Source organism: Superficieibacter sp. 1612_C1, assembly GCF_015234305.1.
In the GTDB taxonomy this organism is placed as follows: Bacteria; Pseudomonadota; Gammaproteobacteria; order Enterobacterales; family Enterobacteriaceae; genus Superficieibacter.
In genome coordinates, this window is record NZ_JADGMI010000004.1 from 117,983 (window position 1) to 131,021 (window position 13,039).

The 13,039-nt window shown below is 54.6% G+C and carries 9 protein-coding genes; 2 read left to right on the plus strand and 7 right to left on the minus strand.

Annotated elements, in window-relative coordinates; genetic code table 11:
- Nucleotides 1-8: 8 nt before the first annotated feature.
- Nucleotides 9-2,399 carry a maltodextrin phosphorylase gene (gene malP / locus INT84_RS14670; protein WP_194207374.1) on the minus strand — a complete coding sequence of 797 codons (2,391 nt, stop codon included), beginning with the start codon at nt 2,397-2,399 and terminating at the stop codon, nt 9-11.
- 636 nt (nt 2,400-3,035) lie between these two features.
- On the opposite strand from malP, the gene malT reads away from it, so the two are divergent.
- On the plus strand, nt 3,036-5,741 hold the full coding sequence (malT, locus tag INT84_RS14675) for an HTH-type transcriptional regulator MalT (protein WP_194207375.1): 2,706 nt from the start codon (nt 3,036-3,038) through the stop codon (nt 5,739-5,741).
- Between the two features lie 359 nt (nt 5,742-6,100).
- On the opposite strand, the gene rtcA is transcribed toward malT, so the two are convergent.
- From rtcA to glpE, 5 genes are all read right to left on the minus strand, one after another.
- Nucleotides 6,101-7,135, minus strand: a complete 1,035-nt coding sequence (rtcA, locus tag INT84_RS14680; protein WP_194207376.1) for an RNA 3'-terminal phosphate cyclase — start codon at nt 7,133-7,135, stop codon at nt 6,101-6,103.
- 4 nt (nt 7,136-7,139) lie between these two features.
- Nucleotides 7,140-8,354, minus strand: a complete 1,215-nt coding sequence (locus tag INT84_RS14685) for an RtcB family protein (protein ID WP_194207377.1) — start codon at nt 8,352-8,354, stop codon at nt 7,140-7,142.
- Between the two features lie 209 nt (nt 8,355-8,563).
- Nucleotides 8,564-9,322, minus strand: coding sequence for a DeoR/GlpR family transcriptional regulator (locus INT84_RS14690; protein WP_176919398.1), 759 nt, complete (start codon nt 9,320-9,322; stop codon nt 8,564-8,566).
- A 17-nt stretch (nt 9,323-9,339) separates the two neighbouring features.
- Complete coding sequence (glpG, locus tag INT84_RS14695) at nt 9,340-10,170, minus strand: rhomboid family intramembrane serine protease GlpG (protein ID WP_194207378.1); 831 nt, start codon at nt 10,168-10,170, stop codon at nt 9,340-9,342.
- Between the two features lie 43 nt (nt 10,171-10,213).
- Nucleotides 10,214-10,543: a thiosulfate sulfurtransferase GlpE gene (glpE, locus tag INT84_RS14700; protein ID WP_176919400.1), complete on the minus strand. Its 330-nt coding sequence runs from the start codon at nt 10,541-10,543 to the stop codon at nt 10,214-10,216.
- 212 nt (nt 10,544-10,755) lie between these two features.
- Between glpE and glpD the strand changes: the two genes are divergently transcribed.
- The gene (gene glpD, locus INT84_RS14705; RefSeq protein ID WP_194207379.1) at nt 10,756-12,264 is read left to right on the plus strand and encodes a glycerol-3-phosphate dehydrogenase; all 1,509 of its coding nucleotides are present in this window, start codon (nt 10,756-10,758) and stop codon (nt 12,262-12,264) included.
- A gap of 194 nt (nt 12,265-12,458) precedes the next feature.
- Here the strand turns inward: glpD and INT84_RS14710 are convergent, their stop codons facing one another.
- A complete protein-coding gene (locus INT84_RS14710; RefSeq protein WP_194207380.1) occupies nt 12,459-12,887 on the minus strand; it encodes a hypothetical protein in 429 nt (142 codons plus the stop codon).
- Nucleotides 12,888-13,039: the final 152 nt, after the last annotated feature.

The window sequence follows — 13,039 nt, forward strand, 5'->3', positions numbered from 1 at the left end:
AGCTGTCCTTATCGTTTGGCCTGCCAGATACGGCTCTGGTAGTCGCGAATAGAGCGATCGGAGCTGAACATGCCGCAGCGTGCGGTGTTGAGGATCGCCGCGCGGGTCCAGGCTTCCGGGTCGCGGTAGAGCACATCGACCTGTTTCTGCGCGTCAACATAAGCGGCAAAGTCGGCCAGCACCAGGTACGGATCGCCCCCCTGCTTGCCAAGACTGTGCAGCATCTGGTCAAACGCGTGCTTGTCGCCATCGCTGTATTTACCGCTCTCCAGTTCTTTCAGCACCGCATTCAGTAATTTGTCTTTCTTACGCCATTTCAGCGGATCGTAACCTTTCGCCTTCAGCGCCTTCACCTCTTCCACGGTATTACCGAAGATAAAGATGTTTTCATCGCCGACTTTCTCGGCTATTTCCACGTTCGCGCCGTCCAGCGTGCCGACGGTGAGCGCGCCGTTCAGCGCCAGCTTCATATTGCCGGTGCCGGAGGCTTCTTTACCGGCGGTAGAAATTTGCTCGGAAATATCAGCGGCCGGGATCAGCATTTCAGCCACAGACACACAGTAATCCGGCAGGAAGACCACTTTCAGTTTATCGCCTACCAGTGGATCGTTGTTCACCGCCGCCGCGACCTTGTTGATCGCCAGAATAATGTTCTTCGCCAGGTAATATCCCGGTGCCGCTTTCGCGCCAAACAGGAACACGCGCGGCACGCGGTCTGCCTGCGGGTTTTCGCGGATCTCTTTATAGAGTGCCAGGATATGCAGCAGGTTCAGGTGCTGGCGCTTATATTCATGCAGGCGTTTGATCTGGATATCAAAAATCGCCTCAGGACTGATTTCAATACCGGTCCGCGCCTTCACAAACGCCGCGAGGCGCACTTTATTCGCCAGTTTGATCTCACGATACGTCTGTCGGAATTTTTTGTCATCGGCGTATTTTTCGAGCGCGATCAACTGGTCAAGATCGTTCGCCCACTCTTTCTTCAGCGTCTTATCCAACAATGCGGCAAGCGCCGGGTTACACTGCTTGATCCAGCGACGCGGGGTAATGCCGTTGGTGACGTTATGGAATTTGTTCGGCCACAGCTGATGGTATTCCGGGAACAGATCTTTCACTACCAGCTCGGAGTGCAGAGCCGCCACGCCGTTCACCGCAAAGCCGCTGACCACGCACATATTCGCCATGCGCACCTGCTTGTTATACACCACTGCCAGCTTCGCCCAGACCGCTTCATTACCCGGCCAGGTTTTCTCAACCAGCACTTTAAAGCGGTTGTTGATCTCATTAATGATCTGCATATGACGCGGCAGCAGCGCTTTAATCAGTTTCTCGTCCCAGCACTCCAGCGCTTCCGGCATCAGCGTATGGTTAGTGTAGGCGAAGGTTTTACTGGTAATGGCCCAGGCATCGTCCCAGCTTAGCTGATGTTCATCAATCAGCACGCGCAGCAGTTCAGGAATGGCGATGGTCGGGTGCGTATCGTTCAGCTGGATGACTTCGTAATCCGCCAGTTCTTGCAACTGACGGCCTGCCAGATGATGACGCCGCAGGATGTCGGCAACCGAACAGGCGCACTGGAAGTACTGCTGCATCAGACGCAGCTTTTTGCCCGCCGTATGGTTATCGTTCGGGTAAAGGACTTTAGTGAGCTTATCCGCGTCGATACCCTGCTGCTCGGCACGCAGGAAATCGCCGTCGTTGAATTTGGTCAGATCGAAAGGATGGGCGTGCGTCGCCTGCCACAGACGCAGCGGCTGGGTGATACCGTTGCGGTAGCCCAGCACCGGCAGATCCCACGCCTGGCCGGTGATGATAAATCCAGGCTGCCATGCGCCCTTCACCACTTTACCACCGATGCCCACCTGCACATCAAGCTGTTCATTGTGACGGAACCACGGGTAGCTGCCGCGATGCCAGTCATCCGGCGCTTCCATCTGGTTGCCGTCGGCGAAAGACTGGCGGAACAGACCGTACTGATAGTTCAGGCCATAACCGGTTGCCGCCTGGCCTACCGTCGCCATCGAGTCGAGGAAACAGGCCGCCAGGCGCCCGAGACCGCCGTTGCCCAGTGCCGGGTCGATCTCCTCTTCCAGCAAATCGGTCAGGTTGATATCGTGCGCTTTCAGCACATCGCTCACGTCCTGATACCAGCCGAGGTTCAGCAGGTTGTTACCGGTCAAGCGACCAATCAAAAACTCCATAGAGATATAGTTAACATGGCGCTGATTTTCAGCGGGCGCACTGACGGGCTGGGCTGCCAGGCGTTCAGCCAGGGCGCTGCTCACCGCCTGCCACCACTGATGCGGCGTCATTTTCTCTGCGGAATCTAAACCAAAATGCTGCCACTGACGCGTCAGGGCAGCCTGAAATTGTGCTTTGTCGAACGTAGGCTGTGACATAAAGGAACCGGATCCTGTTCAAATGAAAAACGTTAGCGCTAGTTTGCCTGGCTACCCGTCTGGCTTCCTCATCCTGCCAGGGATTAGGCAGGGAGGAGCACCAGGGATGAGCGAAAAATGTGATCGGCACCACTATAACGTTAGCCGCTTACGCCATCCTTGCCGACTATATTGAACAGGGAGGAGCATTCCTTCGCTCACCTCTCAGTCTCTGCCTTTACCGCACGCAAAACGTTGGTGCACGTCAAAAAAGTGAAATGCCGTTCCGCAAATAAAATGTAAAATAAAGAAATGATTTTTCGTATAAAATACAGACAGAGGATTTACTTAAAGACGTTAAGGGTTATTTTTGGCTATTCAGTAACCGTAAAATTAATTGAGTTAAGGAATTCCTCTTACAGAAAGCGTAATTCTTACGCCACCAGCAATTCAGCCTAAGCCAGACGCCACGCCGACTGGCACCGGTTTCATTAAAATATTTCAATTCATTTAATAATTTGTGACACAGTGCAAATTAAGAAACAGTCAAAACCGACATAACTTGCAATACATTGCAATCTGAACGACCTTAGGGTTATTAATTACGAAGCGCAAAAAAATTCCTGCTTTCTTTTACGCACAGTGAAAGTGATAACTATGTTGATTCCGTCTAAATTAAGTCGCCCGGTTCGCCTTGATCATACTGTGGTCAGGGACCGCCTGTTGGCTAAACTTTCCGGCGCGAACAATTTCCGTCTGATCCTGATCACAAGCCCGGCGGGCTATGGAAAAACGACCCTCATTTCACAGTGGGCCGCAGGCAAAAACGATCTCGGCTGGTTTTCACTGGATGAAGGCGATAACCAGCAGGAGCGTTTTGCCAGTTATTTGATTGCCGCTATTCAGCAGGCAACGGGCGGTCACTGCGACGCCAGCGAAGCGATGGTACAAAAGCGCCAGTACGCCAGCCTGACATCCCTTTTCGCTCAGCTCTTTATTGAACTGGCCGAGTGGGATCGCCCGCTCTGGCTGGTGATTGATGATTACCATCTGATCACCAATCCGGTGATCCATGAAGCCATGCGTTTCTTCCTGCGTCATCAGCCGGAAAATTTAACCCTGCTGGTGATGTCGCGTAACCTCCCCCAGTTGGGGATTGCCAATTTGCGTGTTCGCGATCAGCTGCTGGAGGTCGGCAGTCAGCATCTGGCATTTAATCATCAGGAAGCGCGACAGTTTTTTGAGCGTCGTCTGACCTCCCCGCTGGAGGCCTCCGAGAGCGGCCGCCTGTGCGATGAAGTGGCAGGCTGGGCCACCGCGCTTCAGCTTATCGCCCTCTCCGCCCGGCAGAACAATAACGCGCCGCATCAGTCTGCGCGTCGGTTGTCGGGCATTAACGCCAGCCATCTTTCCGATTATCTGGTCGATGAAGTACTGGATAACGTGGATTTAAGTACCCGTCATTTCCTGCTCAAAAGTGCGCTGCTGCGCTCGATGAACGATGCGCTGATTGTACGCGTGACCGGGGAAGAGAACGGGCAGATGCGGCTGGAAGAGATTGAACGCCAGGGCCTGTTTTTACAGCGCATGGATGATTCCGGCGAGTGGTTTAGCTATCACCCGCTGTTTGGCAATTTCCTGCGCCAGCGCTGTCAGTGGGAACTGGCGACCGAACTGCCAGAACTGCACCGCGCCGCCGCCGAAAGCTGGATGGCGCAAGGCTTCCCGACCGAGGCTATTCATCACGCGCTGGCCTCCGGCGATGCGCCGATGCTGCGCGATATCCTGCTTAATCACGCATGGGGACTGTTTAATCACAGCGAACTGACGCTGCTGGAAGAGTCGCTGGCGTCATTGCCGTGGGAAAGTCTGCTGGAGAATCCACGTCTTGTGCTGCTTCAGGCTTGGCTGATGCAAAGCCAGCATCGCTACAGCGAAGTGAATACTCTGCTGGCCCGTGCCGAGCAGGAGATGCAGATTACCATTGACGCTGCGCTGAGCGGCGATTTCAACGCCCTGCGCGCGCAGGTGGCGATTAATGATGGCGATCCGGAAGAGGCCGAGCGTCTGGCAAAAATCGCGCTGGATATGCTGCCCGTCGCCAGTTATTACAGCCGTATCGTTGCCACCTCCGTGCACGGTGAAGTCCTGCATTGCAAAGGGCTACTGATGGAATCGCTGTCGTTAATGCAGCAGACAGAGCAGATGGCGCGCCGCCACGATGTCTGGCATTACGCGCTGTGGAGCATGATCCAGCAAAGCGAAATTCTGTTTGCTCAGGGCTTCTTACAGGCCGCCTGGGAGACGCAGGAAAAAGCCTTCCAGCTGATCCACGATCAGCACCTGGAACAGCTGCCGATGCATGAATTTTTGCTGCGTATTCGCGCCCAGCTACTGTGGGCGTGGGGACGACTCGACGAAGCGGAAAGCGCCGCACGCAGCGGCATGACCGTGCTCTCCACCTATCAGCCGCAGCAACAGCTTCAGTGTCTGGCGCTGCTGGTGCAATGCTCGCTGGCACGCGGGGATCTGGATAACGCGCGCAGCCAGTTAAATCGTCTGGAGAACCTGTTAGGTAACGGGCCTTACCACAGCGACTGGGTATCAAACGCCGATAAAGTACGGGTGATTTACTGGCAGATGATCGGCGATAAAAAGTCTGCCGCCAACTGGCTGCGCCAGACGCCAAAACCGGAATTTGCCAATAACCACTTCCTGCAAAGCCAGTGGCGTAACATCGCCCGCGTACAGATCCTGCTTGGCGAAACCGGCCCGGCGGAAATGGTGCTTGAAGAGTTAAACGAAAACGCGCGCAGCCTGCGCCTGATGAGCGATATCAACCGCAATCTGCTGTTGCTGAACCAGCTTTACTGGCAGGCGGGGCGCAAAAACGAAGCGCAGAATGCGTTGATAGAGGCGCTGACGCTCGCCAATCGTACCGGCTTTATTAATCATTTCGTCATTGAAGGCGAAGCGATGGCGCAGCAGTTACGCCAGTTGATTCAACTCAACACGCTGCCGGAGCTGGAACAGCACCGGGCGCAGCGTATTCTGCGAGATATCAACCAGCATCACCGGCACAAATTCGCTCATTTTGACGAGAACTTCGTCGAACGGTTGTTAAACCATCCGCAGGTGCCTGAGCTGATCCGTACCAGCCCGCTGACCCAGCGCGAGTGGCAGGTGCTGGGGCTGATCTATTCCGGCTACAGTAACGATCAGATTGCCGGAGAACTGGACGTCGCGGCGACCACCATCAAAACGCATATCCGTAATCTGTATCAGAAGCTCGGCGTCGCGCACCGGCAGGACGCGGTGCAGCATGCGCAGAAGCTGTTGAAGATGATGGGTTACGGGGTGTAACGGTTTCTGGAGAGTTTGTTTTGGTCCGGCCTATAGCCCGACATCCAACTTCAGAATCAATCGATTACATCAGAATGTAGGTCCGGTAAGGCGAAGCCGCCACCGGGCATGTTATTGCAGTGTCGTAATGCCGGGGGGCGCTGCGCTTACCCGGCCTACAGTTCAACATCCGCCTTCAGAGTCAATTGCTTGCATCAGAATGTAGGCCCGGTAAGGCGAAGCCGCCACCGGGCATGTTATTGCAGTGTCGTCATGCCGGGGGGCGCTGCGCTTACCCGGCCTACAGTTTGATATCCACCTTCAGAATCAATCGATTACATCAGTATGTAAAAACAGTGAACGCAGCGCCAACCAACGTTTCACCGGGACACGTCTTTTCCTTTAACCGTCACCCGCGTCATCCCGCCCTCTTCCTCCAGGCTAAACGTCACCGGCAAAAACTGCCCGACCACAGCGATATTGGTTAACAGATGGGAGGAAGCCTGCGCCACGGTGAACGCGCCCTCTCCCGCCAGTGCCAGCGGGATCACCAGTTGATCGGCGAGATACTCGCCTACCGCCGCCTCGCTCGCCAGGTAGCGGCGAGCCTCTGTCACCAGCTGGTTCGCCACTGTTTCGGCGCTCATTCGTTTCTCACCAAAAGCGATAAACCGTTCCGTTACGTGAATGCTTTCAATCTCAAGCGAAACGGTGTTTCCCGATCCCCTGTCGCCCGGCAGCATCTGAATATTCTGCTCAGCCAGCGAAAAATGTGCCGCCAGCACGTCGTTTTCACGCTGGCCGACGTGATGAGGTACCCCGGCCAGTAAAACGTCGGCTTTCATGCCCACAATATCGCCCCGGGCCAGAAGCTGAAGCGGGTGGAGGGTTTTTACCGGCGCAAGCTCCGTTGCCACCAACCCGCCTCCCGCCGGATAAAAACCGTGGCGCAGGAGCGTAGTGCGCTGACGAATACCCATCCGCGCCAGCAGCGGCTCCCAGACGCGGCAAATAAAATCAGCAGGCGGCGCTGACGGGTTATGCGTTCCGCCGCTCACTTCCACCCGGCTCGGCGCATCGGCGAACCACAGCGCGGGTAGTACGGTTTGCAGCACCAGCATACAGCTTCCGGCACTGCCGATAGCAAAACGGTACTCTCCGCCGCGGATCGTTCCCGGCGAAAAATGCAGTCGCTGCGAGCCGAGTTCATCGCCGCTGACCTCTGCGCCGCAGATTTTTGCCGCCGCACGCACCGCCGTCAGGTGCTGACGCAGTAAACCTGGCTTTGCGCGGCCCGCGCGAATGTCGGCGATCTCAAACGGCTGGCCGGTAATCATCGATAAGCTCAGCGCCGAACGTAAAATCTGCCCGCCGCCTTCTCCCTGCGCGCCATTCAGCGCAATTGTCCTTTGCATCGTATTATCCTTTAACGCACACCACCTGACGCAGCGTATGTACAATCTCAACCAGATCGGCCTGAGCAGACATTACCGCTTCGATATCCTTATACGCCATCGGAATTTCGTCGATCACATCGGCATCTTTACGGCATTCCACATGGGACGTCGCGCGGATCTGATCCTCAACGCTGAACAGCTTTTTCGCTTTGGTACGGCTCATCACGCGCCCTGCGCCGTGGCTACAGGAGCAGAATGATTCCTCATTACCCAACCCGCGGACGATAAAGCTTTTCGCGCCCATCGAACCGGGAATAATACCGTACTGCCCGGTGCGCGCCGATACCGCCCCTTTACGCGTCACGAAGATCTCTTCACCAAAGTGCTGCTCTTTCTGCACATAGTTATGGTGGCAGTTGATCGCTTCCATGCTGAGCGTAAACGGCTTAGCGATCGCTTTATGCAGCGCGGCGACCACGTTTTCCAGCATCGCTTCACGGTTGGCGCGAGCATAATCCTGCGCCCAGCCGACGGCTTTAACATAATCGGCGAAATGTTCGCTTCCTTCTTCAAAATAGGCCAGATCGCGCGACGGCAGATTAGCGATATGCTGCTCCATATCTTTCTGCGCCATTTCGATAAAATAGCTCCCGATGGCATTGCCAATTCCGCGCGATCCAGAGTGCAGCATCACCCAGACCCGATCCGCTTCATCAAGGCAGACTTCGATAAAGTGGTTACCGGTTCCCAGTGTTCCCAGGTGCTTATAGTTATTGGTGTTCAAAAAACGCGGGTACTTCTGCGTCAGCCACTGGAAACCAGGCTGCAACGTCGCCCACTGCGCATCAACGTTGGCAGGCGGGTTTTCCCACGCGCCAACGTCGCGCCGTCCGCGTCCGGTAGTACGCCCGTGCGGTACGGCCGCTTCAATGGCGCTACGCAACTGGGCCAGACTATCCGGCAAATCCGCCGCCGTTAAGCTGGTACGCAACGCGTTCATTCCGCAGCCGATATCCACCCCAACCGCCGCCGGGATAATCGCCCCCTTGGTCGGGATCACGCTACCAATGGTCGAGCCTTTTCCCAGATGCACGTCGGGCATTACCGCCACATGGCTGAAAATAAACGGCATTTTGGCCGTATTAATCAGCTGCTGACGGGCATCGTCTTCTACCGGTACGCCGTGGGTCCACATTTTTACCGGGGCGTTTGAGGTGGTCATTGTTTCGTAAGTCATGCGGGTTCCTTTTATTCGCTTTATTACATGACTACTGGATTGCAATTGAGATGCCAAAGAGGGGGGATAAAAATAAAATTTTTATAAGCAGATGAAATTTATAACAATATAAAAAAGCGAGCGATTAAGGATAACATCAGAGAACGTAAAGTCGCGATAAATCACGATACTCTATTATCGTGATTTATCTTGCAGGATAGGGAAATTTCTCAGCACAGCTCCAGCTGTACCTTATGCTCAGCTATCACCTGCATCACCCCCGCAGGCGGCATCACGTCGGTATAAACCGCATTCACCATACTGATGCTGCCCATATTTACCATCGCGTTGCGGCCAAATTTCGAATGGTCCACCACCAGCATTACGTGGCGTGAATTTTCGATAATCGCGCGTTTGGTGCGCACTTCGTGGTAATCAAACTCCAGCAGCGAGCCGTCGCTGTCGATGCCGCTAATGCCGAGGATGCCAAAATCGAGACGGAACTGGGCGATAAAATCCTGCGTCGCTTCACCGATAATCCCACCGTCGCGGCTGCGCAGCTCGCCGCCAGCGAGGATAATGCGGAAATCATCCTTCACCATTAGCGTATTCGCCACGTTCAGGTTATTGGTGACAATACGCAAATTGCTGTGTTCCAGCAGCGCGTGCGCTACCGCTTCCGGCGTGGTGCCGATATCGATAAATAACGTTGAGCCGTCCGGGATCTGTTCAGCCACTTTGCGAGCGATACGCTCTTTCTCAGCCGTCTGCGTGGCCTTACGGTCATGCCATGAGGTGTTGACCGAGCTGGACGGCAGCGCCGCGCCGCCGTGATGACGCAGGATCAGGTTCTGATCGGCAAGGTCGTTGAGATCGCGACGGATGGTCTGTGGGCTGACGGAAAAGTGCTCCACCAGTTCTTCAGTGCTGACATATCCCTGCTTTTTTACCAGTTCGATAATCGCACTGTGACGCTGTGTCTGTTTCATGAATAATCCCTGGAAAATTATGTTCGTTTTCGCGCATTCTGCGAATCAACAAAGGCCATCGCCAGCCCTACCAGCAACCCGGCCACGTGAGCACCGTTCGCAATCGACATACCGAAGAGATCAAACCAGCCGGCAATTAGCCATACTAAAGCAAAGCCTATCAAACCACGCGGTAAAAAAACGCCGCTCTGCGGATCGCGTTCGCCCCGCAGCCATGCATAGCCCATCAGGGCATACACCACGCCAGATAATCCGCCAAACCACGGGCCACTGAAATGATACTGCACAAATCCGCTCAACAGGGCGCTGATGACGGTGATCACCACCAGCTTGCCGCTGCCCAGACGCTTTTCTACCGTGCCGCCAAGATACCACCACCACAGCAGGTTAAAGAGAATATGCAGCACAGAGAAGTGCATCAGGGCATGGGTAAAGTAGCGCCAGACGTCAAATTTCAGGGAGGGATCGTAGGGCCAGGCCAGCCATATCATCACCGGCTGGTCGCCAATAATGCTCATCAGCAGAAATACCAGTATCGTGATGACGAGAATGCCGAGCGTAAACGGCCCGGCATTCTCTCTGAGCGTGGCAAGGAACGGAAAACGGCGGTAGTGCAGACCACTGTTGGTCTGCCCCGACTGCCAGCTCGCCGCCAGATAACGCGGATCCGCCGGGTTCTCCATAAATCGCGCCAGCTCAGTCTGCACACGCGCGGCCTGACTTTCATCCGCCAGCCAGATATCCCACTGCGTATGTTGCTGGATCGTCAGCACAACGCCCTGCGTCGCCATATAGTCTACAAACGCCTGCGCGATGCGCGGGTTACTAAAAGAGGTGATCATCAACATACTGGCGGTCGCTTATTCCACGCAAAAGGGGACAGTATAACGGCTAAAACAGCGTGCGCTCCACTTCCGCCGGGAAATGGCGATGCCAGGCGTCAAAGCCACCATCCACGCTGTAGACGTGATCGTAGCCTTGCTGCAAAAGATACTGCGCGGCACCTTTACTGCTGTTGCCGTGATAACACATCACCATCACCGGCGTTTCAGGGTCCGTTTCGCGCATAAACGCGCCGAGCGTGTCGTTAGTCAGATGAAACGCGCCCGGCGTATGGCCCAGCGCGTAACTTTGCGGATCGCGGATATCCACCAGCACAGCGCTTGCCTGATGCAGTTTTTGATGGGCTTCTTCAACATTAATACATTCAAAATGGTCCATAGTTTCTCTTTCTGACGCCTTTTTCGCCGCCACATTCAGATGGGCAGATGATCAATCACTCTCTCAGTTTACGTCGTCCAGGGAGATAAACGCCATTATGTTATGCATATCACTCTAAATTGTTTTTTTGATGTTACCAAAAGCGCGATTCCTTGCTATCATGAGCGATATCGAACATTTATGCGCTTTAACGAAAGTAAAGAGGTGGCAGCATGGAAACCAAAGATCTGATTGTGATAGGTGGCGGCATCAACGGTGCTGGCATCGCGGCGGACGCTGCCGGGCGCGGTTTATCCGTGCTGATGCTGGAGGGACAGGATCTGGCCTGCGCCACCTCTTCTGCCAGCTCAAAACTGATCCATGGCGGACTGCGCTACCTTGAACACTATGAATTCCGCCTGGTGAGTGAAGCGCTGGCTGAGCGTGAGGTGCTGTTAAAAATGGCACCACATATCGCTTTTCCGATGCGCTTTCGCCTGCCGCATCGCCCGCACCTGCGTCCGGCGTGGATGATCCGCATCGGTTTGTTTATGTACGATCATCTGGGGAAACGGACCAGTCTGCCGGGTTCAACCGGTTTGCGATTTGGCTCAGAATCGGTTCTCAAACCAGAAATCGTGCGCGGATTCGAATATTCTGACTGCTGGGTGGATGATGCGCGGCTGGTACTGGCGAACGCCCAGATGGTCGAGCAGAAAGGCGGCAAGGTATTAACCCGCACCCGTGCCACCTCTGCACGCCGGGAAAATGGCCTGTGGATCGTTGAAGCGGAAGATATTGATAGCGGCAAAAAATATGTCTGGCAGGCACGCGGTCTGGTGAACGCCACCGGTCCGTGGGTGAAACAGTTCTTTGATGACGGAATGCATCTGCCCTCGCCTTATGGCATCCGCTTAATCAAAGGCAGCCATATTGTCGTCCCGCGCGTTCATACCCAGAAGCAGGCCTATATCCTGCAAAACGAAGATAAGCGTATTGTTTTTGTGATCCCGTGGATGGATGAGTTTTCTATCATCGGGACAACCGACGTGGAATATCAGGGCGATCCGAAAAGCGTCGCCATTGATGAGAAAGAGATCAATTATCTGCTCAACGTGTATAACGGGCACTTTAAAAAACAGCTGGGCCGCGAGGATATTGTCTGGACCTACTCTGGCGTACGCCCGCTTTGCGATGATGAATCCGATTCACCGCAGGCGATTACCCGGGATTACACCCTTGATGTGCATGACGAGGATGGCAAAGCGCCGCTGTTGTCCGTGTTCGGCGGTAAGCTGACCACCTATCGTAAGCTGGCGGAGCACGCGCTGGAAAAACTGACGCCGTACTATAAAGGCGTCGGCCAGGCGTGGACGAAAGACGCCGTGTTACCGGGGGGCGATATTGGTGGCGATCGCGATGATTATGCCGCGAAGCTGCGTCGCCGTTATCCGTTTATCAGCGAATCGTTAGCACGCCACTATGCCCGCACCTACGGCAGCAACAGCGACATTATTCTCCGTGACGCGACCTCAATTGCCGACCTGGGCGAGGATTTTGGTCATGAATTTTATGAGGCGGAATTACGCTACCTGGTCGAACATGAATGGGTACGTCGCCTTGACGATGCGATCTGGCGTCGTACCCGCCTCGGCATGTGGCTGGACGCTGACCAACAATCGCGCGTGGCGCAATGGCTGCTCCAGCATACGGCGAAACGTGAGCTGTCGCTGGCATCGTAATTAAGCAGGTAATGCCCGTTACAACCCGTGCCCGGTGGCGCTGCGCTTACCGGGCCTGTGAGGTCTTACAGACGTCGATATCCTGCACCCCGTAGGCCGGGTAAGGCGAAGCCGTCACCCGGTAGGTTTCAGGCCCCGCTTAGCCTGTGCGACCAGCCCCATGTGATTTTTGCAGTAAAGCCGCATCTGGACGATCATTTTTCGAGGCTGGCAACCTCATGACCGTATTCATCTCTGAAGATCTTTTTACCACTTGAGTCTATTCTTGACGTCCCTTTCACATGACCATACTCATCACGGTAGGTCGTTTCACCATTGGCGTTAGTTTGTGCGGTCCCTTTAGTATGGCCATATTCATCGCGAAACGTGGTTTCTCCGTTAGAATTGGTTTGCGCGCTGCCTTTGCTATGGCCGTATTCGTCCCGGAAAGTCGTTTCACCATTGGAATTGGTTGATGACGAACCTTTACTATGCCCGTCGCCATCCCGATACGTTTTGTCGCCGCCCGATCCCGTTTCCACTGAACCGATAGAATGACCATCTGCATCCCTGAGCGTATCCGCTACGGCGGGGGCTATCAGAGCACAGCATAAAAGCGCCGCTAAGGTTATTTTACTGTTCATGCATCCTTTCTCCTTGCGTTAAAAAACACATCATTTTGCGCCACATGATGACGTAAAAATACTCCGAATCCATACCGGAACGAGGCGTAAGATGATAAAGTTATCCGCCTAAATTTAATTTTATATCAAAAGGTTATATTTACCCTGTAGAC

Bases quoted from the DNA above. Each gene is read 5' to 3' on its own strand.
- INT84_RS14690 (WP_176919398.1), bottom strand. From the start codon at position 9,322: ATGAAACAGACACAGCGTCACAGTGCGATTATCGAACTGGTAAAAAAG.
- INT84_RS14685 (WP_194207377.1), bottom strand. From the start codon at position 8,354: ATGACTTACGAAACAATGACCACCTCAAACGCCCCGGTAAAAATGTGG.
- glpE (WP_176919400.1), bottom strand. From the start codon at position 10,543: ATGGACCATTTTGAATGTATTAATGTTGAAGAAGCCCATCAAAAACTG.
- malT (WP_194207375.1), top strand. From the start codon at position 3,036: ATGTTGATTCCGTCTAAATTAAGTCGCCCGGTTCGCCTTGATCATACT.
- INT84_RS14710 (WP_194207380.1), bottom strand. From the start codon at position 12,887: ATGAACAGTAAAATAACCTTAGCGGCGCTTTTATGCTGTGCTCTGATA.
- glpG (WP_194207378.1), bottom strand. From the start codon at position 10,170: ATGTTGATGATCACCTCTTTTAGTAACCCGCGCATCGCGCAGGCGTTT.
- glpD (WP_194207379.1), top strand. From the start codon at position 10,756: ATGGAAACCAAAGATCTGATTGTGATAGGTGGCGGCATCAACGGTGCT.
- malP (WP_194207374.1), bottom strand. From the start codon at position 2,399: ATGTCACAGCCTACGTTCGACAAAGCACAATTTCAGGCTGCCCTGACG.
- rtcA (WP_194207376.1), bottom strand. From the start codon at position 7,135: ATGCAAAGGACAATTGCGCTGAATGGCGCGCAGGGAGAAGGCGGCGGG.